The 25881-nt window shown below is 64.1% G+C and carries 20 protein-coding genes and 1 riboswitch; of the genes, 7 read left to right on the top strand and 13 right to left on the bottom strand.

The window, feature by feature from the left end; translation table 11 throughout:
• Positions 1-12 precede the first annotated feature (12 nt).
• A complete protein-coding gene (locus COCCU_RS07075; protein WP_407924158.1) occupies positions 13-1317 on the bottom strand; it encodes a class I SAM-dependent methyltransferase in 1305 nt (434 codons plus the stop codon).
• Positions 1318-1519: 202 nt separating this feature from the next.
• Between COCCU_RS07075 and COCCU_RS07070 the strand changes: the two genes are divergently transcribed.
• Positions 1520-2932: an NAD(P)/FAD-dependent oxidoreductase gene (locus COCCU_RS07070; protein ID WP_156230858.1), complete on the top strand. Its 1413-nt coding sequence runs from the start codon at positions 1520-1522 to the stop codon at positions 2930-2932.
• Between the two features lie 490 nt (positions 2933-3422).
• On the opposite strand, the gene COCCU_RS07065 is transcribed toward COCCU_RS07070, so the two are convergent.
• Both COCCU_RS07065 and COCCU_RS07060 read right to left on the bottom strand, forming a co-directional pair.
• The gene (locus tag COCCU_RS07065; protein ID WP_156230857.1) at positions 3423-4199 is read right to left on the bottom strand and encodes a hypothetical protein; all 777 of its coding nucleotides are present in this window, start codon (positions 4197-4199) and stop codon (positions 3423-3425) included.
• A gap of 208 nt (positions 4200-4407) precedes the next feature.
• Entirely contained in the window at positions 4408-4620 is a 213-nt protein-coding gene (locus COCCU_RS07060; RefSeq protein ID WP_231598902.1) for a cell wall metabolism sensor histidine kinase WalK, read from the bottom strand.
• An 85-nt stretch (positions 4621-4705) separates the two neighbouring features.
• Positions 4706-4798: riboswitch (TPP riboswitch) on the top strand.
• On the opposite strand from COCCU_RS07060, the gene thiM reads away from it, so the two are divergent.
• From thiM to COCCU_RS07040, 4 genes are all read left to right on the top strand, one after another.
• Positions 4791-5603 carry a hydroxyethylthiazole kinase gene (gene thiM / locus COCCU_RS07055; protein ID WP_156230856.1) on the top strand — a complete coding sequence of 271 codons (813 nt, stop codon included), beginning with the start codon at positions 4791-4793 and terminating at the stop codon, positions 5601-5603. (Overlaps the previous riboswitch by 8 nt.)
• On the top strand, positions 5600-7849 hold the full coding sequence (locus COCCU_RS07050; protein WP_156230855.1) for a bifunctional hydroxymethylpyrimidine kinase/phosphomethylpyrimidine kinase: 2250 nt from the start codon (positions 5600-5602) through the stop codon (positions 7847-7849). The genes thiM and COCCU_RS07050 overlap by 4 nt, the downstream gene beginning before the upstream one ends.
• Before the next feature lie 91 nt (positions 7850-7940).
• Positions 7941-8303: a Cd(II)/Pb(II)-sensing metalloregulatory transcriptional regulator CmtR gene (gene cmtR / locus COCCU_RS07045; protein WP_156230854.1), complete on the top strand. Its 363-nt coding sequence runs from the start codon at positions 7941-7943 to the stop codon at positions 8301-8303.
• A gap of 77 nt (positions 8304-8380) precedes the next feature.
• On the top strand, positions 8381-10207 hold the full coding sequence (locus COCCU_RS07040; protein WP_156232675.1) for a heavy metal translocating P-type ATPase: 1827 nt from the start codon (positions 8381-8383) through the stop codon (positions 10205-10207).
• 26 nt (positions 10208-10233) lie between these two features.
• On the opposite strand, the gene COCCU_RS07035 is transcribed toward COCCU_RS07040, so the two are convergent.
• The 5 genes from COCCU_RS07035 to COCCU_RS07015 all read right to left on the bottom strand — a co-directional run bounded on the left by COCCU_RS07035 (position 10234) and on the right by COCCU_RS07015 (position 14518).
• Positions 10234-10977: an ABC transporter permease gene (locus tag COCCU_RS07035; RefSeq protein ID WP_156230853.1), complete on the bottom strand. Its 744-nt coding sequence runs from the start codon at positions 10975-10977 to the stop codon at positions 10234-10236.
• Positions 10974-11708, bottom strand: coding sequence for an ABC transporter ATP-binding protein (locus tag COCCU_RS07030; RefSeq protein WP_156230852.1), 735 nt, complete (start codon positions 11706-11708; stop codon positions 10974-10976). The genes COCCU_RS07035 and COCCU_RS07030 overlap by 4 nt, the downstream gene beginning before the upstream one ends.
• 265 nt (positions 11709-11973) lie before the next feature.
• Positions 11974-13212, bottom strand: a complete 1239-nt coding sequence (locus COCCU_RS07025; RefSeq protein ID WP_156230851.1) for an MFS transporter — start codon at positions 13210-13212, stop codon at positions 11974-11976.
• 114 nt (positions 13213-13326) lie between these two features.
• Positions 13327-13929, bottom strand: a complete 603-nt coding sequence (locus tag COCCU_RS07020; protein WP_156230850.1) for a GNAT family N-acetyltransferase — start codon at positions 13927-13929, stop codon at positions 13327-13329.
• Between the two features lie 4 nt (positions 13930-13933).
• Positions 13934-14518, bottom strand: a complete 585-nt coding sequence (locus COCCU_RS07015) for a class I SAM-dependent methyltransferase (protein ID WP_156230849.1) — start codon at positions 14516-14518, stop codon at positions 13934-13936.
• Positions 14519-14669: 151 nt separating this feature from the next.
• On the opposite strand from COCCU_RS07015, the gene corA reads away from it, so the two are divergent.
• Entirely contained in the window at positions 14670-15767 is a 1098-nt protein-coding gene (gene corA, locus COCCU_RS07010) for a magnesium/cobalt transporter CorA (protein WP_156230848.1), read from the top strand.
• Positions 15768-15809: 42 nt separating this feature from the next.
• Here corA and COCCU_RS07005 read toward each other — a convergent pair whose 3' ends face one another.
• Positions 15810-16250 (bottom strand): PaaI family thioesterase, encoded by a 441-nt coding sequence (locus COCCU_RS07005; RefSeq protein WP_156230847.1) that lies wholly within the window; start codon positions 16248-16250, stop codon positions 15810-15812.
• Between the two features lie 99 nt (positions 16251-16349).
• On the opposite strand from COCCU_RS07005, the gene gndA reads away from it, so the two are divergent.
• On the top strand, positions 16350-17804 hold the full coding sequence (gene gndA, locus COCCU_RS07000) for an NADP-dependent phosphogluconate dehydrogenase (protein WP_156230846.1): 1455 nt from the start codon (positions 16350-16352) through the stop codon (positions 17802-17804).
• 51 nt (positions 17805-17855) lie between these two features.
• Here gndA and COCCU_RS06995 read toward each other — a convergent pair whose 3' ends face one another.
• The 4 genes from COCCU_RS06995 to COCCU_RS06980 all read right to left on the bottom strand — a co-directional run bounded on the left by COCCU_RS06995 (position 17856) and on the right by COCCU_RS06980 (position 25877).
• Positions 17856-18731 carry a DUF4132 domain-containing protein gene (locus COCCU_RS06995; RefSeq protein WP_156230845.1) on the bottom strand — a complete coding sequence of 292 codons (876 nt, stop codon included), beginning with the start codon at positions 18729-18731 and terminating at the stop codon, positions 17856-17858.
• A 60-nt stretch (positions 18732-18791) separates the two neighbouring features.
• Positions 18792-20543 carry a hypothetical protein gene (locus COCCU_RS06990; RefSeq protein ID WP_156230844.1) on the bottom strand — a complete coding sequence of 584 codons (1752 nt, stop codon included), beginning with the start codon at positions 20541-20543 and terminating at the stop codon, positions 18792-18794.
• A 91-nt stretch (positions 20544-20634) separates the two neighbouring features.
• Positions 20635-25017 carry a hypothetical protein gene (locus COCCU_RS06985; protein ID WP_156230843.1) on the bottom strand — a complete coding sequence of 1461 codons (4383 nt, stop codon included), beginning with the start codon at positions 25015-25017 and terminating at the stop codon, positions 20635-20637.
• Positions 25014-25877, bottom strand: coding sequence for a DUF4132 domain-containing protein (locus COCCU_RS06980; RefSeq protein ID WP_156230842.1), 864 nt, complete (start codon positions 25875-25877; stop codon positions 25014-25016). The genes COCCU_RS06985 and COCCU_RS06980 overlap by 4 nt, the downstream gene beginning before the upstream one ends.
• Positions 25878-25881 lie beyond the last annotated feature (4 nt).

Raw genomic sequence — 25881 nt, 5'->3', positions numbered from 1 at the left:
CCACCAAGGTCATCAGCGTTGGCCCCGACGATTCCTCGAGGTCAGGGTGAACTGCACCGCATCCAGATGGCCCAGCTCAAAGAGTGCCTCCCGCAGGGCGTACTGGAACTGCCACATGCGGCGGAAGACCACGTCGAAACCATCGGCCGCCGCCTCCCGCTGCTGACCCTGGAACAACAGACTCTGCAGCTCCAGGGTCTTCGCATAGTGGGAACCCACATGCGTCTGCCCGATGATCCGCAACCCAGAATGCCGGTCAAAGAGTTGATGTACCTCCGTCACCGTGGGATATGCCAGGCCCGGCCAGATATAGGCACGCAGCAGTCCCAGCGACTCCCGGATCGCCGGGGTCATGGAGTCCCTGGCCACCACCGTCTGCATCGCCACCCGGCCCCCGGGCACCAGTAGTCGATCCAGGGCCGCGGCGAACGCAGGGCGTTGCTTCGCACTGAGCCCCTCCAGGCGTTCCACACTGATGATCGCGTCATAACGACCCCGCCAGTCCTTTGGTCCCGGCACCGCGCCGGGGATCTCGGCGGCATGGACGAAATCATCTACTCCGGCCAGGGTGAGTCGTTCTCCCAGCGCCGCGAAATGATCGGGGTCCGCAGTCAGCGTATCGACGGTGGCGCGACGGTGCGCCGCCGCGATCGGTACCGCCCCACCCGCGCTGGGCACCTCCAGCAGGTGGGTGCCGGGGCCGACCTCCGCGGCGTCGAGAAGCATCTCCACCGCCCGTTCCTGTGCCCCACCGAGGTCTTCACGTTCCACCAGGGTGGGATCCGCCAGGGTGGTGACGTCCACGAAGTGGCTGCCTGGTTCCCGGTTGCGACCGGCTCCCGGGACATGGGAGATCACCGCGGTGCGTTCTGTGGTGGCCGGGGCGGAGAACACCGCCCCGAAGATCGACATCCCGTCCGCGGAGTTCAGACGCACCAGTTCGGGTGGTAACTCCCCGCCCTCATAGTCATCGAACTCCGGTTTCCGGGCTCGACGGCCAGCCTTGTAGTCGGCCCCTAAGAGCTTGACCAGGACCTCATGCAGCTCCCAGGCCCGCCACTCGCCGGCCAGGTAGCTTTCCGCCAGTCCCAGCCAGCCGGAATCTGCCAGGCGGGGAAAAAGTTCCTCATGGTCGACGATCAGATCCGGATCATGCCCCGGGTCCAGGCTCAGTTCCGCTTTTTCACAGAGCTTGGCGAAATCCGCCTCCGCTTTCCGCGCCCTGACCCGCATGAGGGGGCCGGCGGGGACCTGGACGACGCCGGGCCAGCGTTGCGCATCAATCCCCTGTAGATGGGATGAGTTCACTCCCGACACCGCCCTTCCCCACCGGATTACACACTGCGGGTGAAATTCTAACCCTTTTAGGCGCCAGAACTGATCAACCCGGCCGAATGGAATCATGATTTCCGGGGGGACTGAAGCAAAATGCCCATTCCCCAGCCTGATTTGGTTTGCCTACCCGTCTACTATTGAGTCCTAGCGCATTCAATTCCAATCACAGGAGATCAACTCACCCATGTCCGATGCTCCCATCCGTCCCGAGGGCGGCCGCCATCACGTAGTCATCATCGGTTCCGGGTTCGGCGGCCTCTTCGCCGCCAAAGACCTGAAGAACGCTGATGTCGACATCACGCTCATCGACCGCACCAACCACCACCTCTTCCAGCCGCTGCTGTACCAGGTGGCCACCGGCATTCTCTCCGCCGGTGAGATCGCCCCCTCCATTCGCCAGGTGCTCTCCGGCCAGGACAACCTGAACGTGGTCAAGGGTGAGGTCGTCGACATCAACATCGACACCAAGCGGGTCACCACCCAGCTCGATGACATCAGCCGCAACTACGAGTACGACTCCCTGATCATCGCCGCCGGCGCCAGCCAGTCCTACTTCGGCAATGACCACTTCGCCCAGCACGCCCCCGGAATGAAGAGCATCGACGATGCCCTGGGCCTGCGGGCACGTATCGTCGAGGCTTTCGAACGTGCCGAGATCACCGAGGACCCGGCGGAGCGGGAACGCCTGCTGACGTTCGTTGTCGTCGGCGCCGGCCCCACCGGTGTGGAGCTGGCCGGCCAGCTGGCTGAGATGGCCCACCGCACCCTCGCCGGGGAGTACACCAACTTCAATCCCTCCGCCGCCAAGATCATCCTGCTCGACGGTGCCCCGCAGGTGCTGCCGCCCTTCGGCAAGCGCCTGGGTCGCAATGCCCAGCGCCAGCTGGAGAAGCTGGGGGTGACCGTCAAGCTCAACGCACTGGTCACCAACGTCGATGAGAACGCCGTGACCTACAAGTCCACCCTGGATGACTCCGAGCACACCATCGAGGCCTTCTGCAAGATCTGGTCCGCCGGTGTCCAGGCATCCCCGCTGGGCAAGATGGTCGCCGACCAGGCCGGTGTCGAGGTTGACCGCGCCGGCCGCGTCCTGGTCAACAATGACCTCTCCCTGGGTGAGCACCGCAATATCTTCGTCCTCGGTGACATGATCGCCCTGAAGGGCCTGCCGGGTGTCGCCCAGACCGCCATCCAGGGTGGCGAATACGTCGCCGAGCTCATCGCCGAGGAGGTTGAGGGCCGCAGCATCGAGGAGCGCGAGGACTTCGACTACTTCGACAAGGGCTCCATGGCCACCGTCTCCCGCTTCTCCGCCGTGGTGAAGATGGGCAATGTCGAGGTCACCGGTTTCATCGGCTGGATCCTCTGGCTCGGTGTCCACGTGATGTTCCTGGTCGGTTTCCGTAACCGCCTGATCTCAGCCCTCAACTGGGGTCTCAACGCGCTCTCCCCGAAGCGCTACAACCTGGCCACCACCCGCGAGCAGCTGTTGGCCCGCACCGCACTGGCCCGGGTGGCAGAGGTCGACCAGATCGCCGCGGATGCCCCGATCGACATCGCCCGCCAGCTCAAGGCCAAGGTCGCCAAAAAGAAGTAGTCACCCCACTTCCACGGGTCTTGCAAAGCCGCGCCTCCCCCCCATCCCCGGGATGATCCGGAAAAGGGCAGGTGCGGTTTTTCTGTGCCCGTTTCGGGAAATATGATGGCCGCCCTTTCAGACCCCCCATCCCCCTGGGTCATCGGTACCGTCGGGTGCCGGAGAGCATCGACGGTTCCGCGGGATGGGGCCCGAGGGAGCACTCCGACCCGCCGAGCATCACCGCAGGTGGATCCCACCCACTGAGCTGCTGTTCCTCCAGCACGAGAGATGAGGCGCGTCGTGAGGTCGCCCGCTGGATTGAGACCTCCTACAACCGGCGGCGCCGACATTCCTCGATCGAACATCGACAAAACATGGCTGGTTTCTGGGTTGAAAAAGCTTGGGTTCAAACAGATCCCCATAATGAACCCCTTGATCTTGTCTATATTTTTTAGAGTCCGCAGACGGCTGCGTCAGCGTCCAGATAGAGGCCGTTGTTGTCACAGCATCATGCTGGTTTCAAGGCGTCCACCGAGCTGGGGACACCGGCGGTGGGGATCCCGAGGATAAGGATCCAGGTCAGAGCAATGGGAACGAAATAATGCTTCACAAATTTAGACAGGCCCGTGAGAGTCCAACCGATGCCGGTGACCAATGCGAAGGTGCCGAACAGAAGCAGTGCGGATTTCCCGCTCGCGGGGATCACCTGCTGCCACACCGCGATCAGGTAGGTGATCACTGCGGTAAATGCCCCGATCAGGGCAATTGCGGCCTGCTTCCGCCGGAAGGACCATGCCCCGAGCTGTAATAAAATGATCGCGGACACCATCCCTGTGATGGCGATGGGCAGTGCATAGAAGAAAACACCGGTTCCCATGGCGTCACCGGGAGCGTGCACCAGGATGTCGCGTACCGGCAGGTTGAGCGTTTCGGGAAGGAACTGCGAGAGGTAGTTCGCTCTCATGGTGTTCGCCGCAGAGGCCACGAAGGTTTCCGGGTTCTCCCCCGCGGGAACTGCCGCAGCAATCTCATTAGCGATGACCGCTTCCCGAGAGCTGCCTGCGGCGAGCGGTTGAACCTCGAACCCGCCTGCCTGCGCCTCATCAAGCTGGCTCTGAAGTCGCTCGGCCGCGAGTAAATCGCCTTCTATCCGGATGGCCATTCCCTGCGGTGCGGGGTTGGCAAGAGTCGCCACGAACAAGAGGGACATGGCGGTCGCGAGAAAAAATGGAAACCAGATCACTGAGATGACCTGACGCAGAGACAGGGTTGGGGTGGGATGCATCGAAGTCCTCAAGATTGAAAAAGGAAATATAACCTATCAATTCTCCCTATATTGAATGATCCCGCCAATTAAGGGGGGTAGGCGGTTTTCCCGGGAGACGGTGGCTGCGGGAGTGAAGATGAGCGGTGCTCCTGATGGTGTGAACAGGAGATAACAGGCCCATGGGGCATGCAGCAAGGCTGGTTGTCCTCATCGGGGTGCTTCGTGATCACTGGCTCAGTTCTATCCGGGAGCAGGGAAGAGTGATGATGAAGACCGGCCTGGCGCCGGCCCCCGGTGAGGTGGCGGTGAGTGCTCCACCGTGGTTGCGGTTTCGAGCGGAATCCCCGCGGTAGAACCGCTCGAAGACATGCCTGGGTTTCACAGTCGCCAGGACGTCCCTGGTATCGACGGCCTGGCGTGCCCAGGTCGACAAGATCAAGAACCGTTAGCATCCCCGCGGATCAACGATCCGGGACCTCACAGCCCCCTGCCGCAACCTGAATTAGGGCTCTGCTAGTTTGGGGGCAAGAGACACGGGGTGCCGGAAGAGGGCTGAGAGTAAACCCGTTGAACCTGCTCTAGGTCGTACTAGCGAAGGGATGTCCCCACGTGGCATATCCATATTTTCAGGCCGTGGAGCTGCTGCGGCAGCACACTCCCCTGGTCCAGTGCCTGACCAATTCCGTGGTCATGCAGTTCACCGCCAATGTCCTTCTCGCCGCCGGGGCCTCACCCGCGATGTGCGACACCCCGGAGGAATCGGCTGACTTCGCCGCGGTGGCCAATGGTGTGCTCATCAATGCCGGCACCCCCAGCTCCGAGCAGTACCGTGGCATGGCCGAAGCCATCCGGGGTGCGACTGCCGCCGGCACCCCCTGGGTGCTGGACCCGGTGGCGGTGGGTGGGTTGAAGATGCGCACCGACTTCGCCCGCGGGGTCGTCGATAAGCGACCCACCGCGATCCGCGGTAATGCCTCCGAGGTCACCGCCCTGGCCGGGCTGGGTGCCGGAGGGCGTGGGGTGGATGCCACCGATTCGGTGGACTCCGCCCTTGAGGCCGCCCGCCGGTTGGCTTCACGTACCGGCGGGGTGGTTGCGGTATCCGGGCCGGAGGATCTGATTGTCTCCCCTGATCGGGTGACCAGGCTGCATTCCGGGGACCCGATGCTGCAGCTGGTGATCGGCACCGGCTGTTCCCTGGGAGCATTGACCGCCGCTTACCTGGGGGCCTGCCGGGGCAGCGGTCTCTCGCTTCACGACGCCGTGCTCGCTGCCCACGCCCACATGGGTGTCGCCGGCCAAATCGCCGCCGACCGCAGCCAGGGCCCGGGTACTTTCGCGGTGGCTCTGATCGACGCCCTCCACGGGGTCGATGTCGAGGACATCCGGACACTCAGCACCATTCAGGAGGATCTGGGATGATCGACTACTCTCTCTACCTGGTCACCGACCCGCAGCTGGGTGGTGGCCCGGGCAAAGTCGCCGACATCGTCGAACGTGCCATTGCCGGTGGGGTCAGCGTGGTACAGCTGCGGGATAAGGAAGCTACTGCCGCTGAGTTCCTGGAGCGTGCCCTGGAACTGAAGGCCGTGACCGACGCCCAGGGGGTTCCGCTCTTTGTCAATGACCGCGTGGAGGTTGCCGTGGAACTGGGGCTGCATCTCCACATCGGGCAGGGTGACATGTCTTATCCCGAGGCCCGTCGACTGCTGCCGGAACCGCTGAAACTTGGGTTGACCATTGAAAACGGTCAGCAATTGGAGGAGTGCATCCGGCAGTGCCGGGAGCAGGGGGTACGACTGCCGGACGTGGTTGGTCTCGGCCCGGTACTTGATACCCCCACCAAGCCGAATGCCCCGGCTGCAGTCGGGGTGGAAGGTGTGGCTGAGCTGGCCCCGATCGCAGCCGCTCAGGGCATGGCATCGGTGGCCATCGGTGGCGTGGGAGCGCATAATGCCATCGAGCTGGCGGCCACCGCCACCGACGGGCTCTGTGTTGTCTCTGCCGTGATGGCCGTCGAAAACCCCCGTGCTGCGGCCGCAGAGCTGCGCGCCACCTGGGAAAAGCACCATCAGCGCCCCGCACCTTCCTGCCCGAGGGTGCTCTCCATCGCCGGCACCGACCCCTCCGGTGGGGCCGGCCTGCAGGCAGACCTGAAATCCTTCACCGCGGCTGGCGGTTACGGCATGGCGGTGGTCACCTCCCTGGTCGCCCAGAACACCCGCGGGGTGCGCAGCATCCACACCCCGCCCCTGGATTTTTTGGAAGAGCAACTGGCCGCTGTCTTCGAGGACGTTGAGGTTGACGCGATCAAGATCGGCATGCTGGGTTCCGCCGACATCACCGCGGTGGTCAGTCGCTGGCTGGAGGAACAGCCCCATGGGCCTGTGGTCCTGGACCCGGTGATGATCGCCACCAGCGGTGACCGCCTGCTGGATGCCGATGCTGAATCCGCGATCCGGGAATTGGCCGCCAAGGTGGACGTGGTCACCCCGAACTTGCCCGAGCTGGCCGTGCTCTGTGAGCAGCCCGAGGCCGAGGATCTGACCGCCGCAATTGAACAGGCCCAGGTCTTTGCCGCCGCGACTAATACGGTCGTAATAGTCAAGGGTGGCCACCTCAGGGGCCCGGCAGCCGATAATGCCGTGGTGCATCCCCATGGTTTTGTCCACCATGTGCCCAACCCCCGGGTGAACACCTCAAACACCCACGGCACGGGTTGTTCCCTCTCCGCCGCACTGGCGACCCGGATCGCTGCCGGTCAGAGTGTGGAGGATGCCCTGGAATGGTCCACCGCCTGGCTCAATGAGTCCCTGCGCGGGGCGGATGCCCTCCAGGTGGGTAAGGGAAATGGTCCCGTCGATCACTCCCATCTCTCCCGACGCCTGGCACGGGCCGGGGACCCCACCCCCTGGGCACACCTCCAGGCCGAGCCCTTGAATGGGGCGGATGCCAATCAGCTGTTACCCGCTACCGCGGTGGCACCCCTGCCCCGGATCGCACCTGCCGGCCCCTACACTCAGGCGCTCTGGGAGGGTTGTGCCGAGATCATCGCCGAGATCACCGCCTCTCCCTTCATCCGCGGCCTGGGTGACGGCACCCTCTCCCCCACCCAGTTCCTCACCTACCTGAGCCAGGATGCCCACTACCTGCGGGAATATTCCCGCTCCCTGGCGCTGTTGGGGGCCAAGGCACCTGATGCCGTTGACCAGGTGGCTTGGGCGGAAAGTGCCGCCGAATGCCTGGTGGCGGAAGCGGAACTGCACCGCACCCATCTGGGTACGGCAGGCCTGGCGGTAAAGACCATCGCCGCCCCCTCCCCCGCCACCGCCGCCTACACCGATTTCCTGCTGGCCCGGACCGCAGTCGATGACTATGTGGTCGGGGCTGCCGCGGTACTGCCCTGCTACTGGCTCTACGCCGAAGTCGGATTGATGCTGGCGGAGCAGAACCATCCCGACCATCCTTTCCATGACTGGTTGGCCACCTACGCCGGGGAGGACTTCCTGGCCGGGACCCGGGTGGCGATCCAGCGGGTGGAAAAGGCTCTGGAATCGGCTGCCCCGCAGCAGCGGGTGCGGGCCGCCCGGGCTTTCCTGAGCGCTTCGGTGCATGAGCGGGAGTTTTTCGATCAGGCCAGCCGCATGGGGCTCGCCCGAGGTATCTGACAAAGCGTGGCGGATCCTTAATCTCCCCGTTCCCAGGGGGCCCGCGAGCAGAAAAGCTGAACAGTTCAGCAACTGCTGTACTATTCAGCATATGCTGACCATCAATTCACGTCTTGAGGTGATGAACCGACTGGGCCGGGCTCTGGCTGATCCCACCCGGTCCCGAATTCTACTGACTCTCCTGGATGCCCCCGCCTACCCCGGTGACCTGGCCCGTGACCTGGAGTTGAGCAGGTCGAATGTGTCGAACCATCTGGCTTGTCTCCGGGACTGCGGGATCGTGACAGCCCACCTCGAGGGGCGCAAAACCCGCTACGAAATCTCCGACCCCCACCTGGCTCAGTCCCTGACCGCCCTGGTGGACATCACCCTCGCCATTGACGAGGACGCCCCCTGCCTGGATCCCCAATGTCCGGCCGAGGGCTGCGGCACCCATGAAAAGAACCACCCGTGACCGCCTCCTCCTGCGGTTGCGCCGTCCCCGAACCTGTGACGGCAGAACAGCCGACACCCTGGTGGCGTGACAGGGAGATGATGATGCCCGTCTTCTCCGGGGTGGCACTATTGGTCGGTCTAGCCAGCGAATGGTCCGGTGCGGAGACTTTTGCCCAGGTGCTGTTCTGGATCGGCCTGCTGGTGGGCGGATCCACATTTATCCCTGATGCCCTGCGTGGATTATTCACCTCCGGCCGCCTGGGGATCAGCCTGCTCATGACGATCAGTGCCGTCGGTGCGGTAATCCTGGGCTATATGGAGGAAGCCGCCGCCCTGGCATTCCTCTACTCGCTTGCCGAGGCCCTGGAGGACAAAGCCATGAACCGGGCCCGCAGCGGGCTACGTGCCCTGCTCAAGCTCGTCCCCCAGACCGCGAGAATTCAACACGATGACACCACCACAGAGATCCCGGTGACAGAACTCCAGGTCGGGGCTCTACTGGTGATCCGCCCCGGTGAGCGGGTGGCCACCGATGGCATCGTAAGGAAGGGGCGCAGCAGCCTGGACACTTCCGCAATCACGGGTGAATCCATTCCGGTGGAGGTCACCGGTGGCGATGAGGTCACTGCCGGCTCGATCAACACCTCCGGTGTGCTGCTCATCGAGACGACAGCCACCGGTACCGACAACTCCCTGACCACGATCGTGGAATTGGTTGAAAAAGCCCAGGCCAAGAAAGGGCAACGCGCGCGGCTGGCGGACCAGATCGCCCGCCCCCTGGTACCCGGAGTCCTCATCCTGGCCGTAGCCGTCGCACTGATCGGCTCCCTGCTCGGGGATCCGGAACTGTGGATCACCCGCGCTCTGGTCGTCCTGGTGGCGGCCTCCCCCTGCGCCCTGGCAATTTCCGTGCCGGTCACCGTGGTCTCGGGGATCGGAGCTGCCAGTAGATTCGGGGTGATCATCAAGTCTGGGGCGGCCTTCGAACGATTCGGGGATATCCGACATGTAGCGGTGGACAAAACCGGCACCCTGACCCGCAATCAGCCCACCGTGGTCCAGGTTCTCACCACCGAGGGGATCACCCGGCAGCAGGTGCTCAGCTATGCAGCCAGCCTGGAGCAGCACAGCACCCACCCACTGGCCGCGGCGATCACCACCGCCGCCCCGGAACCCCGCCCGGCAGAGAACCTGAAGGAAAGTGCTGGCCAGGGCATCACCGGACTGGTCGACGGTGTGCGCATCACCCTGGGCAGTCCCCGCTGGCTGGCGCCGGACATCCTCACCGATGAGGTGACTGCCCTGGAACGCGAGGGTGTCACGATGGTCATCGTCCACCGTGACCACCTTCCCATCGGGGCGGTCGGGGTTCGCGATGAGCTGCGTCCGGAGACCCCCGCAACAATCGCCGCCCTCGCTGACCGGGACATCGCCGTCACCATGCTGACCGGGGATAATATTCGGACCGCCTGGGCCATTGCGGTCCAGGCCGGCATCAGGGATGTTCGCGCCGGGCTTCGCCCGGAGGACAAGTCCGCTGCCGTCATGGAGCTCTCCCGCTCCTATCCCACCGCCATGATCGGTGACGGAATCAACGATGCCCCGGCACTTGCAGCCGCCGATATCGGCATCGCAATGGGGGCCGCCGGCTCGGATGCAGCCATCGAGTCCGCGGACATCGCCTTCACCGGCCATGATCTGCGGCTGATTCCCCAGGCCCTGGATCATGCCCGGCGGGGCCGGGCGATCATCAACCAGAACATCATCTTATCTCTGCTGATCATCATCGTCCTGCTGCCCCTGTCGATCACTGGTGTGCTCGGCCTGGCAACCGTGGTCCTGGTTCATGAGGTGGCCGAGGTGATCGTCATCCTCAATGGTCTTCGTGCTGCCAGGGTGAGAGCAGATACCCCGGTGGCCTGAATATCGAGGGGAAGCCGCCTCCTGTGTTAGTGTGCGCGCCGCGGCATGGTCGCTGCCGCCAACCCCAGGAAAGCGGCGACGAAGCCCAGACAGATCAGGGTTTTGGTGAGCACCTCTGCGGTGGCCCCCTCCCGGGAGGAGACCAGTGCCGCATCCACCGAATAGGACAGCGGCATGAGGTCGGAGATCCCCTGCAGGACCTGGTGCATTTCTTCCCGGGGCACCAGGAGTCCGCAGAGCAGCACCTGCGGGATGATCAACAGGGAGAGGGACTGCACGGCCTGGAATTCGGTGCGGGCGAAGGCGGAGCTGAGCAGGCCGAGTGCCACTCCGATCAATCCGGTAGCCACCGAGATCAGCAGGGTGATCCACCAGGGGGCTTCGCTGTCCACATCCAGGATGTGGCGGGAGAGGATGAACAGAGGGATGGCCTGTGCCACCACCATCAGGCCAAAGGCCAGGGCGTAGCCCAGGATCAGGTCGATGCGGTGGATCCGGGTGGTCCAGAGCCGCTCCAGGGTTCCTCCGGCTCTTTCGCGTTGCATCGTCACCGAGGTGATGGAGAACATCAGGGTCAGCGGGAAGACAGCGACCATGACGGTGGCGATCATGTGGAAGAGCTGCTCTCGGCCGGGGTCCCCGGAGTAGAGGTAGTAGAGCAACACCATCAGCCCCAGGGGCACCAGCAGGATCAGTGCCACGGAGCGTGGGTCTGCGCGTAACTGGGCCAGGACGCGGCGCATGGTGGCGATGGTCAATCCCGGATTCATGCTGGCTCTCCCTTCCTGCTGATGATCACCAGGAAGGCCTCATCGAAGTTTGAGGTCTCGGTCTCCTCCAGCAGCTGGGTGGGGCTGCCCCGCCAGATGATGTGGCCCTCCCGCAACAGCAGGAGATGATCACAGCGGGCCGCCTCATCCAGGACATGACTGCTCAAGATCAGGCTGGTGCCTTGACGACTGAGCTTGTGGAACTGTTCCCAGAGTGCAATCCGGGTCAGGGGGTCCAAGCCGACGGTGGGTTCATCCATCACCAGCAGTTTCGGTTCCCCGACCAGGGCACAACCCAAGGAGGCGCGGCTGCGCTGTCCCCCGGAGAGGTCTGCGACGCGGTGATCAGCCAGCTCGCCGATCTCGAGTTCGGCCATGATCTCAGCCGGGTCCCGGCCTGTTCCGGCGATCGCATGGAAGTACTCCAGGTTCCGGCGGATACTCAAGTCCGGGTAGACGGCCGCGGACTGGGTGACATAGCCGATGTGACCGCGGAGGATGGTTGCCCCGGCAGTGTGGCCGAGTACCTTCAGTTCTCCCTCGAAACGCTGCACCCCGACGATCGCCCTCATCAAGGTGGTTTTCCCACTTCCCGAGGGGCCGAGCAGGCCGGTGATCCGACCCGCCGGGATCTCGAAGTTGAGGTCGCGGAGAATGCGCTGGCGGTGGCGACCCCGCCCCAGAGAGATATGCAGACCCCGGGCCCGGAGCACCATGGTTTCTTCGCTCATGTCTCGAGCATGCTTCAGGAAGCTGGTCGGCACAACGGGGGCAACGATATTTGGGTGCCGGATCAGTCCCATCTGGCAGGCCAGTTCCTGGCGGGTGGATGAAACCTACCTCCGAATCAGGGGGAAGTGGGGTTGTCGAATCTGCCCACCTACTGTCGAGCATCGTCAGGTGAAATGCCTGAATAACCGGGCCTTGAAGGGGGTGGAAGCGGTGCACTCGTTATGGACGGCAGATGCCCCCGACGTTGCAACAGCATCTCAACGTTTAACTCTCCCGCAGGGAAAAGCCCAGCCTTTTCTCGGAGAAGAGCATGATCAATACGACACCGAGGGTGCCCGCCGCAGCGGTGAGCCACCAGGAGGTGTGCCAGCCCTGCGCCTGGGAGGCCAACCACGCCAACAGGATGGGGCCTAGGAAATTGCCGGTGTTCTGCATCTGCTGCATCAGCCCGACCACACCGGGCGGCGAACCCCCGGGCGGAGCCAGGTCCACGGCAATCCGAAACATGGAGGTCGGGATCAGGGCACCGACCATCGAAAAGACACAGACCAGAACAAACTGCGGGATGAAGGTGCCGGGCAGGACAGACCAGTCCACGGCGTAGACCCCAAAGGAGGTGATCCCCATGACCGCAAAGGCGGTGATGACCAGCGCGCGAACAGAAAATCCGCGCTGCAACAGGAACCCCGCCATGACCGCGCCCACGGCATTGACGCCGCCAGCGACCGACGAGAGGGCTCCACCCAGCACAAGGCCAACTCCGTACTCCTGGTAGACGGTGGGCAGAAACCCGATCACAGCGGTCCATTGGATGGTGTAGCAGGAAAACACTGCACCCGCGACCCAGGGCTTCCAGCTACGCACAGTCACCCAGACGCGGTGGAAGGCGGCTCCGACTCCGCCCTTCCGCCGGGGATCTGGGGCCGCGTACTTCAGCAACAGTGGAATTCCGACGGCGGTCACGGCAGCCATGATCCAGTACCACATGCGCCAATCAGTGACCTGCAGAAGCAGCGAGCTGCCCAGCACCGCAATGAAGGTCGCCATCCCCTGAAACCCTGCCCAGGCTCCCATCGCCCTGGTCAACCGGCCAGTCGGGGTGTCGCGACGGATCAACGCCGGGGCCATCACGGTGACTGCGAGGTACCCGATGCCTTCCAGGATGCGGGCGGACATCATCACCTCTGAGGTGGTCGCCAAAGCACTGATCACGGTGCCCCCTACCAGCAGAGCCAGGCCGAGGACCATGGTTCGGCGCAGCCCCACGCGCTCCCCCAGGATGGACGCCGGAATTCCGCCCAGCATCCCCGCCAGCTGCACCAGCCCCAGGAGGAGGCCGGCCTGGACCAGGTTGATGGTGAGATCGGCCTGGACCTCGGTGAGTGCACTGGGCAGTTTCCATACGTGCATCGCTGCGATGACGCCACAGATCACCACGACGATCCAGGTCGCGTTCCCCGTATGTTGACGAGCGGGGATGGACGGCTGTGAAACCGTGGTCATGCCGTGAATCTCCTAGCCTGGGAAGTTGCTCTAGGTAGGTGACCCTAGTCCAGTTCCACTGGCTTCATCGGCGTTTTCCCCAAGATCGGATTAGCGGTACCCCTCCGGGATCATTCACCGGTCAAGGTCTTTCAACCGGATCTCCGGCAGAGGGTGTACCGCCAGCAGCTCCTCCAGAGTCCTCTTCTGTTGCTCGGCTAGTTCCGGGTCCCCGATCAGAAGACCTTCACGCCCAGGTGTGATCTCCTTTTCGAAGGCCAGGATCCCCAGGGACTCCGGGTCCGCCGTCTCATCGAAGAGTGGGGTGTAGCCCAGATGGCGGTACATCTGCTGGGCCTCGGGTTGACGGGCCCCGGTGGTCAGATAGATGCGGCGGTAGCCCCGGGCTCCGATCTCCGCCTCCAGGGCACTGACCAGTGTGCGGGCCAGGCCCTGACGGCGGTGGTCAGGGGAGGTCCACATCCTCTTGATCTCTGCGGTCTCTTCATCGAGGTACATGAAGCCACCCCCGGCGATGGTCTCCCCTGCTTGACGGATCAGGAGGAAATCCCCGTGGGGAGGAGTGAAGAGCAGCGGTGGATAAAGGGCCATCTCCTCGGCGACGTTGAAGGCGGAGTCATCCGGGTAGCGCCGGGAGTATTCGCTGATCAATGCCTCGATCATGGGTGTGGTCTCGGGGGCGTCGAGACGCGCGTGGATCAGTGTGGGGGAAGACATGAATTCAGACGCGGGAGAAGAAGGCCACCAGGAACTGGGAACCCTCCCGGAAGGGTTTGAGGTCCCAGGACTCAAAGACGTTCTCCAGTTCCATGCCCACCGTTCGGGCGGTGGCGATGAAGTCATCGAAACCCCAGCCGCGGCCCGCACCGAAACCGATGACCACGCGGCCTTCCTCCCCCAGGGCACGCTGGATATTGGCCAGCGCCGATTCCCGGTCCTCTTCGGCGAGGAAACCCATCACATTTCCGGCGGAGACGATCATGTCGAAGTTGCCCTCCGGCAGTTCATCCCGGCCCAGGTCCCCAACCTCCCACCGGGCTTCGGGATAATCGTTCCGGGCGTGTCTGATCAGGATCGGGTCCAGGTCGGTGCCGATGACGGTGTGTCCCTGGCGTGCCAGGTAACCCCCGAGGCGGCCGGTGCCGCAGCCGGCGTCGAGGATGCGTGCCCCCCGGTCGACCATGGCGTCGATAAGCCGGGCCTCGCCGTTGATGTCCATGCCTTCGGCTGCCATCCGCTTCCAGCGGGCGGCGTAGTTCTCCGAGTGTGAGGGGTCGGTCGCGACAATTTCTCTCCAGGTAGCCATGGCTTCGAGTATAGGTTCAGCTCAGCCCCGCCCGGTTCGGGCTCGGGGTCTAAGATGGCTGGATGGTCAGCGGCACTCTTTCCGGGGTCCCGTCAATTTTTTCCAGGTAGTTCCCACCCTCCCCTCATCAAGTCAGAAGGAGCGCGATCATATGCCCTACGGAAGTGAGCGTTTCCTCGCCGGAAATAATGGCCGGGGGCGTCCTGGTAACTCAGCTGGCCATCCCTCTCGGGGGCGGCTGCGGGTGCCGGTGGAAAGGGTCATCGAGCAGTGCCGGGTCTATCTGGACGGGGTGCAGCGTAAGGGACAGTACAGCTACTCCTCCGCACTGCGTGAGGTGGAGCAGCATGAGGGCCGGGGTTTTGTCTGGCTCAGTCTCAATGAGCCCAGTGAGGAGCACATGCTCAAGATCGCTGAGGTCTTCGACATTGATGAGTTGATCGTCGAGGATGCGGTGACCGCCCACCAGCGCCCCAAGCTGGAACGTTATGAACGGCAACTGTTCATGGTGATCCGTTCGGTGCAGTACTCCGACCGGAATAAGGTCGCTGACCGCCGCGAGATCATCGACACCGCAGAAGTTCAGCTGTTGATGGGACAGAATTTCATCATCACCATCCGTCATGACACCGAGCTTCCGGATCCCCAACCCAAGATCGAGGAAGACCCGGACATCAGGGGGGAGGGTCCGGCGGCGATCGCTTGGGCCACCGCTGACCACCTGGTCGATGAATATGTGCGCATCGCCGCGCTGCTCGAGATGGAGGTCGACCGTCTGGAGGAGGAGGTCTTCACCCCGGGCTCCAAATTCGACATCGAGCAGATCTACACCCTCAAAAGGGAGATCCTGGAGATGCGGCATGCCGTGGATCCGCTGATCCCGGCTCTGCGCGCCCTGATCCAGGACAATAAGGACCTGGTGCGCAAGGAGGCACGATCCTATTTCCGAGATGTGCTCGACCACGCCATCATCGCAGCCGATCAGGTCGACTCCTATGATGAGCGACTTTCCGCCCTGATCAACGCCGGTGTGGCGATGGTGTCGCTCCGGCAGAACCGGGACATGCGCACCATTTCAGCGGTGGTTGGCATGGCGGCGGTGCCCACTCTGATCGCCGGTATCTACGGCATGAACTTCGACTACATGCCGGAGCTGCACTACCGCTACGCGTACTTCATCACCCTGGCCTTCATCGTGTTGGCGGTGCTGGTGATGTGGTGGTGGTTCCGCCGCAACGACTGGCTTTAAGTCCCTCGCTCACCCCGTGTCATCTACCGCCTCATCCTGGCATTAGCGGCGCAGCACCATGGTCCGCAACGTGGTCCGGGCCACCAGCGTGTCTTCATGATGCATGTTGATCTGCAGAAGCTGGGTGTTGCGCCCCAGCTGGATGGGTTCAGCTACGGCGGTGATCACCCCACTGCGCACCGAGGAGATCAGGTCGGTGTTGTTGTTGACCCCCACCACCGGGTTTCCTCCGGCGTGAACCAGGCCCGCCAGGGAGCCGAGGGATTCCGCCAGGGCGGCGTACATCCCGCCGTGGACCAGGCCGACCGGCTGCAGGAGATGCCCACCGACCCGGAGTTCCGCTGCCACACCTTCTGGGCCAACCCGGGTGTAGTGGATTCCCAGTGCTGCGTCCGCCCCCGAACGGTGCCCATTGAGCTTCGTCAGTTCTTCGCTGTCCAGATCTCTTGTGGCCGCCAACGCCGCTAATTCCAGCAATTTCATGGGTTCCAGCCTAGCCCCGGAATCCCCCACCATAATTGGTGCTATCTTTTTGGGTGCTTTTGCCGCGTTCCGATCAGGATATGAGTTATTGTTATGCCCATGAGCACTGAGACTTCCCTCGCCCAGATCGGCGTCGTCGGACTTGCCGTCATGGGTTCCAACCTGGCCCGTAACTTCGCCCGCAATGGCAACACCGTCGCCGTCTACAACCGCAGCACCGATAAAACGGACAAGCTGATCAGCGACTACGCCACCGACGGCAATTTCATTCCCTCGAAGACCATCGAGGACTTCGTCGCCTCTCTGGAGAAGCCCCGCCGCGCGATCATCATGGTCCAGGCAGGTCACGCCACCGACGCGGTGATCAACCAGCTCGCGGAGGTCATGGAGGAAGGTGACATCATCATCGACGGCGGCAACGCCCTCTACACCGACACCGTCCGCCGTGAGAGGGAGATCGCCGCCCGCGGTCTGCACTTCGTCGGTGCCGGTATCTCCGGTGGTGAGGAAGGTGCCCTCAACGGCCCCTCCATCATGCCGGGTGGCCCCAAGGAGTCCTGGGATGCCCTGGGCCCGCTGCTCGAATCCATCGCCGCCGTCGTCGACGGCACCCCCTGTGTCACCCACATCGGCCCGGACGGCGCCGGCCACTTCGTCAAGATGGTCCACAACGGCATCGAGTACGCCGACATGCAGGTCATCGGCGAGGCCTACCAGCTGCTGCGCTTCGGTGCGGACATGAGCCCGGCCGAGATCGCGGATGTCTTCGCCGAATGGAACAAGGGCGATCTGGACTCCTACCTCATCGAGATCACCGCCGAGGTGCTGCGCCAGGTGGATGCCGAGACCGGCAAGCCGCTGGTCGACGTCATCCTGGACGCCGCCGGGCAGAAGGGCACCGGCCGCTGGACCGTCAAGGAGGCCCTGGATCTGGGCGTGCCCACCACCGCCATAGGCGAGGCGGTCTTCGCCCGTGCACTCTCCTCCTCCCTCGGCCAGCGCGCCGCCGCCCAGGGCAACCTGCCGACCGGTTCGCTGAAGACCTTCGGGGAGCTCGGCCTGGACAAGGCAGAGTTCATCGAGGATGTCCGCCGTGCCCTCTACGCCTCCAAGCTGGTCGCCTACTCCCAGGGCTTCGACGAGATCAAGGCCGGCTCCGATGAGCACCAGTGGGATGTGGATCCCCGCGACCTGGCCACCATCTGGCGGGGTGGCTGCATCATCCGCGCGAAGTTCCTCAACCGCATCGTCGAGGCCTACGACAACAACGCCGAGCTGCCCTCCCTGCTGCTGGACCCCTACTTCAAGGGTGAGCTCGAAGGCCTGATCGACCCATGGCGCAAGGTTGTCATCTACGCCACCCAGCTGGGCCTTCCGGCACCGGTGTTCACTTCCTCACTGTCCTACTACGATTCCCTGCGCGCCGAGCGCCTCCCGGCCGCCATCATCCAGGGGCAGCGTGACTTCTTCGGTGCCCACACCTATCAGCGCATCGACAAGGAAGGCACCTTCCACACCCTGTGGTCCGGTGACCGCTCCGAGATCGAGTCCTAAACCTCCCCGGCTTCTCGACGCCCCCTCTGCCCACGTGGGCAGAGGGGGCGTTCAGCTGTCTTCGTCTTCGGCGATGGTGCGTCCCGCCCAGATGTGCTCGGCCATGCGGATTCCCTCGGACCAGGCGACGGGCCCGATCTCGGCCGGGTCGAGACGGGTGCCCTCGGCGAGAAAATACAACCGGCCGAGGTCAGCCGGCGTCTGCGGGCCGTGGCCGAAGAGGTCGAGATGGGCAGTCACCGTGTGGCCTCCCTCCGCCACCTTCAACGAGATGCCGTCGGAGGTGTAGGTGCAGCCGAAGTCCCTGGCGCGGTTCCTCAGGTACCCACCCGATTCATAATGCCCGGACCGGTAGGTGTCCAGTGCCCGCTGCCGTTCCTGCGGATCCCCAGGTTTCTCGGTCGTGTGGCGGTAGAGCTGATCCAATCCCTGATGCACACCCAGTTCGACGGCGAACTCCCGCCAGTCCGCCAGATCGGACATCAGCGCGGGGTGCGGGAGTGTTATCGTGGCTGCCCCCGTCCGCGGGATTATCACGCTCTCCCCCTCCAGATCGACCAGATGCAGCCCCGACTCGTCGGCGCCGCGGAGCAACCCGCCCACTGTGCCGTCGGTGACCACCAGGTCCTGCAGTGTCCGACGCCAGGCATCGTCACGCCACACCCCGCAGACCACCGTCACGGGCACCGACCGGCCGGTGAGAAACCAGTTCTCCACGGTCCCCCGGCAGGTCGCTTCGTGCTGGATGAAAAAGTTACGCAGGGCCTCAAGTTGCTCGAAAGCTTCGTGTTTCTTCACCTTCGCCGGTACTGACTTGAGCACCCGTCCCTTTACGTTGCGGGCGATGATCTGGTTGCCGTCCAGACGCAGGTGATAGTCGCCGGCCTCACGCCAGGTGGTTCCTGTCTGTTCCACAGCGGTGGTCATGACGGGAGTGGTCCCCTTATCTCTGAGAATTGTGGTGTGTTGTGCTCATCACCGGCGAAATCAGGTCCGGTTGATGCTGCGCCGTAGCGTCGCCTGGCTGACGCTGAGCTGATGAACCGCCGACAGCAGCGGGGCGAGGATCTCGGGCAGGCCGTGGGGGTGACCGTCACCTAATTGACTGGCCGCCAGGTCACGGTCATGGTCTCGGGTCGCTGTCCCCTCGATGAGGTGGCTGCTGTCCAGCAGTGCCTGCGCCTGCGCAGCGGTGTAGGCACGTGCCTGCGCCCCGGAGAGCCCGGAGGTCGGTGCGCGGATCACCTCCGTCAATACCACCGCCGGTTCCAGATCCATCATCACCGCCACCTCCTCGGGGAAATAGTCGACCACGTGCCGGCCACCCACCCGGGCGGTCTCACGGATGAGGCGGACCACTCTCCGAATGTCATCGGGGTCGTTGAATGTTTTCGGGATGGTGATCCGCTGCCGGAAGAGATTCTTCAGGGCCTGGTAGTCCGGGTCGGTGCCGGGCGGGCCGCTGAAGAAGGACACCGGAAGGTAATCGACCATCCGCGCACCAAGCTCTGGATCCTGGGCCAGGAAACGCAACGGCCGACGGGAATCCCTGGTCCGGGCCCATTCCTCCCAGCCGATTTTGAACGTCCGGGGGGACCAGGGTGTTGGATCTTTGAGCTGGACACCGAACTCCAGGAGGGCGTCAAGCACGTTCAGGGAGAAAGTGGCCAAGTTGAGCTGCAGCTCAGCGCCCCTGAGGCGCTCCCCGGCCGCCACAATCTCCTGGAGGAGCAGGCCCTGGCCCCGAGGCCCCTGCTGGAGACCGACGAGGAAGTTGAGTAACCACGCAGCCCATCTCTGAGGGTCCTCCCGCACCCGGTCCAGTGCCCCGGCGTCGGCAAGCAGCGCCAGACTGTAATCTGCAGGCACTGCCTGGAGTGGTGTGGCCAGCAGAATGTCCTGGGTGGCCGGTCTCGTACGGCAGTGGCGCACCAGAGAGGGTCTCAGTTCCTCCAGCGTCCCACGCGGCGTGTGGTGGAATCCGTGGGTACCCAGCACCGCTTCGAAGACGCGGTCATCTGCCTCCGGGGCACTCAGACCCGCCATCTTTCCTGCTCTGCGCAGGTCTTTGAGCAGGTTAAGGTAGGGTTCGGCACCCCCGCGGCACCGCTCAGCGTTGATGCCCACCACATGATCGAAAGCATCGGCGGGATCCGCGTAACGGTCCATGGCGGACTTGGCCTCCGCGGTTAATTCCTTGTTTCCGACCACTCCCATCGCCCCGAACTCCTCGAAGGCGGCGCGGTGGCGTTCGGCGTCGATTTCCAGGCCATGGGTTTTCTCGGCTTCTCTGGCTTTGCCGAAAAGCTGCTTGGCATAGCTGTCCACCTCCTCGCGGGCGAAGATGCGTGCCCCTTCCTCCAGGAAGGAGGGCAGAAAATGCGGGACCGACTCCGCCAACTCAATGGCCAGCTCATCGAACCGGTCCTTGACCTGTTTCTTCTTTTTTCCGGCACGGCGGCGGGCCCACTCCAGCTCTTCAACCAGGCTCAGGGCACGAGCCGCGTTGTCCGGGTCGGTCATGATGACCCAGGCGGGGAAACCGATTGCCCGGGAGGTGGTGATCCCCACCGGTGTCCGGTCGCGGGGCAGAACACCCAATTCCGTCAGCATGAGGTTTTCCGCCTCGACAAGTGTTTCCGGCACCAGGCGGACGATGGTACGCCCTGCAGCGTCGTATTCGACGGCGTGCAGGGTCTGGGTCTTCGGAGGACGTTCGTCGTCCAGGGTGGTGATCATGTGGGCGTGTTCCTCTCCTCTTGTGCTGGTCGGACACTGGCGTAAGTCTGTTCCGCTGACGATAACCCACCCTGACTTCAGCGGCAGGTCTTCAACGACGGCGACGCGGGTATGGGGTGGTGTCCAGCTCCTCATAGCCCGGCGCGTCGTCATCATTGATGCGGTGCCAGACGTCGGTGAAGACCTGCCGGTGGGTGGACAGCAATGGATTGAAGGGGAGAACCGGTCGTGCCTTGGCGTCCTGCCAGAGCAGGTACAGCGGGGCCTTCCACGCCTCCATGGCTTTGGTGCCTGAGGCGGCGGGGAGCCATCCGCCGGGGAGGAAACGGGTGCGGCCGGCTCCCGGCCGTGTGGCCTCCAGCAGCAGTCCTCGGTCCACCAGTGGTGTGGCGGCGGTGTCGATGTCTTTCTTGCGCCACCTGTTCCAGGTGCGGATATTGCGGTCCGTGGGTTCGGCCAGTGCCAGGATCTGGAGGTAGTAGGCGGCCGCGTCCTCAGGCAGCTCGTGTTGCTTGGCGACGGCCCGGACAGTATCCGGGGCACTGTTTCGGGGGTCCCAGGGGCAGCCGGTGCTGGGCTGTTCCTGCTGCAGGTCCTCGATGAGTCCGTCGAGGTGTCCTTCCAGCAGCACGCGGATACCTTGCTTGTTGGGCTCGGTTGCGCCGGTGAGTCGGGGATCTGTGTACGGGGCTCCGAGCTCTGCGTCCGAGAGGTGGTGGTGGGCGTCGGGTCGGTGTTCCACCTGGTTTTTCAGCCACCGCAGTTTGGTGGCCAGGAAGATGCGTTCCGTGGTCCCCCAGGTTTTCAGTTGGGTGATCTGCAGCAGGGTCGACAGATAGAATGCCAGGGTTTCCCAGCGCCAGGTGTCAGGCAGGGTGGACTGTTCCACCGGGGTGAGGACGTCGATGATCAGGTGTGGTGAGTCGTTCCATCTGGTTTTGAGGCAGGCGTGGTCCTCGGCGGTCATTCTCAGGGTGGGCGTACCGAATTCCTGGCGCCACCAGGTGATGAGCGCATCGGCGTCGATGGCGCCGTGGAGGAAGGTCACCGGATCACCGGCGGGCACCGCGGCGGAGACGATGTCTTCCCAGTGGCCACGTAGTTCGGTCACCTGTTCGTGGACCGCCTTGGCCTGGGTGGTGGTGAAACCACAGAGTTCGCGGGTGGTCTTGTCCAGCGGTTCATGGGCGTGATAGCCGGGGGTGCGGCTCAACAGGTACAGCAGGGTCTCCGGCAGTAGTCCGGTGTGTTCCGCCACTTTCGCCACGGCTGCCATGTCCACCTCCTCGACTGCGGTGTCTATCGGGTCAGCCATGGTATCGAGGGCGTCGAGTACTTTCCTGAGCTCCGGCCCGGATAAGGGGGTCCGTCGTGGATGTCTCAGCTCCACTCCCTCCAGCTGTGCGCGGTTGTCCCGGAGGAGGACGGGATAATTCTGGATATTGCCGGCGGACCAGTATCCGTGCCAGCCGAAGGTGAGCGCTCCGTCGACCACCGCTGATGTGGGTGCAGTGGATGCCCGATTGTACCGGCGGGGGTCGATGAGGAAGGCGGTCCGCCATTCACCACAGAGTAGGCCGATGTCGATCAGGCGACGGATGAGGTCCGTGAGCTCGTGGAGCGCGGTGGTGTCCCAGAACCGGCGGGTCAGGGGGCCGAAGGTCCGGGCGACCAGGAGCGTTTCATCTCCGACGATCCGGATCCAGCCGTTGACGTCGAGCCCGTGCGGGCCGTCGCTGAGCGAGTCCGGGTTCTGCAGGAGCTGGATAATTCCGGCGATTCCCTCTGCCACCTGCTGATTAACCTGATCGGTGGTCTCGACATCGGCATGGGGGTTGATCATCTGGGCGAGGGCAGCGGAGAGAGCATATTCCGGGCCAGCCGGAGCCTCGGGGGCGGTGTCCAGTCCTGCGGTCATGCGCAGCTCCGCGTACTCATCGGCGAGCGTGGCCACGGCACGGGCCAGTACGAGGATCGCGTCAATGAGCTCGGGTTCCCTGGTGTCCAGGTGGTCGGTCAGCAGCTGTGCGGCGGTGTCATCGTCTGCGTTGACGGCATCCAGCAGCACCGCTGCTTGCTCCCGGCTGTAGGAACGCATCCGGAGGCTGGCGGACTCATCCCGGGGTCTCGTTTGGTGCAGGCCGGCCACCGGGAGGTGTTCAACCATGCGCATCGGGGTGGCATTGCGGCCGGTGAGGTCGAGATCCCGGCCGGTCGCGGAGTCAATGAGCCGGTGGTGATCACGCAGCCAGAAGCCACCGCCGGGGCGGCGCACTACCGCCAGACACTCCCGGGCACCGAAGGTGCCGAAGGGGGTGGTGATCTTCTGCTCCCCGTCACGGGTGAGGTGGATCTGGGCGTGCATGCCGTTGACCATGCCCAGGGGGCTGTTCTCGGTGCCGGGTTGGCAGGGCACGAAAGTGGAGTGCTCGCTTTTCACCTGGGTCCGCGGATCACCCTCCGGGATATCCAGCCCCAGCGTGTGCCACCCCAGTTCCTTGATCAGTTGAGCAGAGATATTGCCCCGGTCTGCGAACAGTTCCGTGTCCCCCACGGCCAGGTGGCCTTGCGCGGTCAGACGACCGCCTGGGACAGGCAGGGAGTAGCTGACGTTGCCGTGGCCGCCACCCCAGTCCTGGACCTGGGAGGTTTCCCCCTGGGGCAACCAGTGGGCGAAGTAGCCCCCGGTCTGACCACGGAAATAGATCACCGCGGCCTCGCCGACCTGGCGGATCCCGAAGACCCAGTCGACTCCTCCTGGTATTTCACCGGCGAGCACCACCCGGTCACCGTCGATGATCTCCACATGCTCACCCGCCAGGACGGCCACCGCCGGGTAGGACTCAAACAGTCGGTAGGTTCCGGTCTCGGCCTTCGCACACAACCGCCTGATCGATTCCTCCAGGGCGGGCCAGGCAAGCTCCGCCAGCACTCCACCCCGCACACTTCGCTGCAGCAGCTCTGGGGCATCAAAGCTTAAGATCGGGCGGAGCAGATCCGGCACCTGCCGGGCTAACTCGGGCTGGGCCAGGGCGCGGGCGGTGAAGAGAAACTCCCGCAGCCCAGCCACGCTCTGCGCTTCCCCGTCCCGCTGGGTCAGATACTCTTCGAGCTGGGCCGCGACGATCCGGCGGGCCCCCGAAGCTGCGAGCAGGGTCCCCGCGTGTTCTTTGATGAGGTCAACACTTAGTGTCTGCCTCGCCTGCTCCGCCAGGAGGGGGTTTGCGGCCACGTGCTCCAGCGGACGCGCAGGAGCACCCTCGGGCCGGTCCAACCACCTTCTCCAGTTGAAGAGGTCCCGCCAGCTTCCACCGGCAGCCGCGGTCACGGTTACACCCGCTTCAGTCAGGGCATCAATCACATCCGGGTTCAGGTAGCCCAGGTAGATCTCGACCTGGCGGCCGGCGAGAGTGTCCTTGGCGGTGAGGATCTCCGGCACCAGCAACTGCTGTCGATCGGCCCGGGTGGGCGCCTTCGCGATCAGATCAAGCAACCAGTCACCCCAGGCCGCGGGGTTCAACCGGAGTTCCGGGAGCGCACCGCAGTCCTCGAGCAGGGAAAGGTAATCATCGGTGTTCAGCTCTGTCGGCGCCGCCGACAGGAGGAGACGCCGCGCCCCGGGCCGTTCACCTGCGTAGCGCACCAGGGATCCACGTAGCGTCTTGAACACCACCGCCGACACATGAAGGAAACCTGGGGAGTCCAACACCGCGTCGAAGAACCTGTCGTCAGCTTCTGCGGCGCTGAGTCCGACCGCGGCACCGACGGTCCGTAGATCCTTGAGCAGCCCGTTATAGGGCTCCTCACCCGCCCGGAGCCGGATGGCGTTGATCTCCAGCAGATAGGTGAAAGCCTCAACCCGGTCATGGAAACGGGAGGACACGGCTTTGGCCTCAGCACGCAGCTCCTTGATTCCGACGATGCCGAGGGAGGTGAACTCCTCGAACATGGCGCGGTGGCGGTCGATGTCCACCGGCAGGTTATGGGAGCGTTCCGTCTCCCGCGCCTTGTTGAACATCTGCCTGGCGAAGGTGGGGTTGTCCACCGCTGCGAAAATCCGGGCGGCCTCCTCCAGCAGCGTGGGCACAAAGTGCGGGGCAGCGGAACTCAGGTCGGCGGCCAACTGGTCGAAACGGTCCTTGACCTTCTTCTTCTCGCTGCCAGCCCGCCGACGGGCCCACTCCAGATCGCTGACCAGGTTCAGGGCGTGCCGGGCGTTGGCCGGGTCCGAAATGATTGGCCAAGCAGGGAAACCGATCGCCCGCTGCGCGGTGACCCCGACAGTGGTGCGATAGGCAGGTTCCGCCCCGATCGTGGCCAGGCTGAGATCCTCAGCCGCCACGAGGGGCTCCGGCACCAGCCGGACGATCCTTCTCCCCCCGAGGAGATAACCGGCGGCGGTCAGCGGCTGGGAACGCTCCCCTGGCTGCATGCTCAGGGGTTCAATGCCGCCGAGTTCAAGGACGCGTGTCACTGGTTCTCCTCCTGGACGGTGCGACCGGCCCAGACAAAGTCGGCCATGCGGATACCCTCGGACCAGGCGATGGGACCGATATCCGCCGGATCAAGGTGGGCGCCGTCCACGGTGAAGGACAGTGCCCCCAGCTCAGCGGGTTCCTCCGGAAGATAGGCAGTGACCGCAAGTTCCACACTGACGCTGCGCCCGGCTTCCTCCACCCGGAGACTGACACCGGTGAAGGAAGCGGCAAATCCGGCACCCCGGGCCCGCCCGATGAGGTGCCCGGCGCGCTCATAGGATCCCTTGCGGTAGGTGTTCAGTGCATCTTTTCTTGCTTGCTCATCGGCGGGTTTGGCCACGGTATGGCGGAAGAGTTGGTCCAGGTTCTGGTGGATCCCGAGTTGGACGGCGAATTCCCGCCAGTCCACCAGGTCATCCAGGGTCACCGGGTGTGGGATGTTGATGGTCGCTTCATCGGTGCGGATGATCTGGATGCTTTCCCCATCGAGGTCGATCAGGTGCAGGGCGTGGTCGTCGGCATCCCGCAGTAAACCGGTGATGGTGCCGTCGGTGATGACCAGGTCGGTGAGCACCGTCCGCCAGGTTTCATCGGGCCATACGGCGGTGAGCACGCTGACGGGCACGGGCAGGCCGGTGAGGAACCAGGTGCGGGTGGTGGTCCGGCAGGTGTCGGCATGCTGGGCGAGGAAGCTGCGTTGGGCGTCGAGTTGTTCGTAGGCCTGGTGTTTTTTCACCGTGGTTGGGACTGTGGTGAGCAGGGCGCCTTGGGCGTTGCGGGCGATGATGTCGGTGCCCTCCAGCCGGAGGAGGTGGTCACCGGCCTGGATCCAGGGGTCGTCGAGGCGGGTTGTCACCGAG

Origin of the sequence: Corynebacterium occultum, assembly GCF_009734425.1 — a bacterium.
GTDB classification, from domain to species: domain Bacteria; phylum Actinomycetota; class Actinomycetes; order Mycobacteriales; family Mycobacteriaceae; genus Corynebacterium; species Corynebacterium occultum.
This window is presented reverse-complemented; position numbering and strand designations above follow the sequence as displayed.

Excerpts from the sequence above, each read along its gene's own strand:
- COCCU_RS07070 (WP_156230858.1), top strand. The coding sequence starts at position 1,520 with ATGTCCGATGCTCCCATCCGTCCCGAGGGCGGCCGCCATCACGTAGTC.
- COCCU_RS07065 (WP_156230857.1), bottom strand. The coding sequence starts at position 4,199 with ATGCATCCCACCCCAACCCTGTCTCTGCGTCAGGTCATCTCAGTGATC.
- COCCU_RS07050 (WP_156230855.1), top strand. The coding sequence starts at position 5,600 with ATGATCGACTACTCTCTCTACCTGGTCACCGACCCGCAGCTGGGTGGT.
- cmtR (WP_156230854.1), top strand. The coding sequence starts at position 7,941 with ATGCTGACCATCAATTCACGTCTTGAGGTGATGAACCGACTGGGCCGG.
- COCCU_RS07040 (WP_156232675.1), top strand. The coding sequence starts at position 8,381 with ATGATGATGCCCGTCTTCTCCGGGGTGGCACTATTGGTCGGTCTAGCC.
- COCCU_RS07035 (WP_156230853.1), bottom strand. The coding sequence starts at position 10,977 with ATGAATCCGGGATTGACCATCGCCACCATGCGCCGCGTCCTGGCCCAG.
- COCCU_RS07030 (WP_156230852.1), bottom strand. The coding sequence starts at position 11,708 with ATGAGCGAAGAAACCATGGTGCTCCGGGCCCGGGGTCTGCATATCTCT.
- COCCU_RS07025 (WP_156230851.1), bottom strand. The coding sequence starts at position 13,212 with ATGACCACGGTTTCACAGCCGTCCATCCCCGCTCGTCAACATACGGGG.
- COCCU_RS07020 (WP_156230850.1), bottom strand. The coding sequence starts at position 13,929 with ATGTCTTCCCCCACACTGATCCACGCGCGTCTCGACGCCCCCGAGACC.
- COCCU_RS07015 (WP_156230849.1), bottom strand. The coding sequence starts at position 14,518 with ATGGCTACCTGGAGAGAAATTGTCGCGACCGACCCCTCACACTCGGAG.
- corA (WP_156230848.1), top strand. The coding sequence starts at position 14,670 with ATGCCCTACGGAAGTGAGCGTTTCCTCGCCGGAAATAATGGCCGGGGG.
- COCCU_RS07005 (WP_156230847.1), bottom strand. The coding sequence starts at position 16,250 with ATGAAATTGCTGGAATTAGCGGCGTTGGCGGCCACAAGAGATCTGGAC.
- gndA (WP_156230846.1), top strand. The coding sequence starts at position 16,350 with ATGAGCACTGAGACTTCCCTCGCCCAGATCGGCGTCGTCGGACTTGCC.
- COCCU_RS06995 (WP_156230845.1), bottom strand. The coding sequence starts at position 18,731 with ATGACCACCGCTGTGGAACAGACAGGAACCACCTGGCGTGAGGCCGGC.
- COCCU_RS06990 (WP_156230844.1), bottom strand. The coding sequence starts at position 20,543 with ATGATCACCACCCTGGACGACGAACGTCCTCCGAAGACCCAGACCCTG.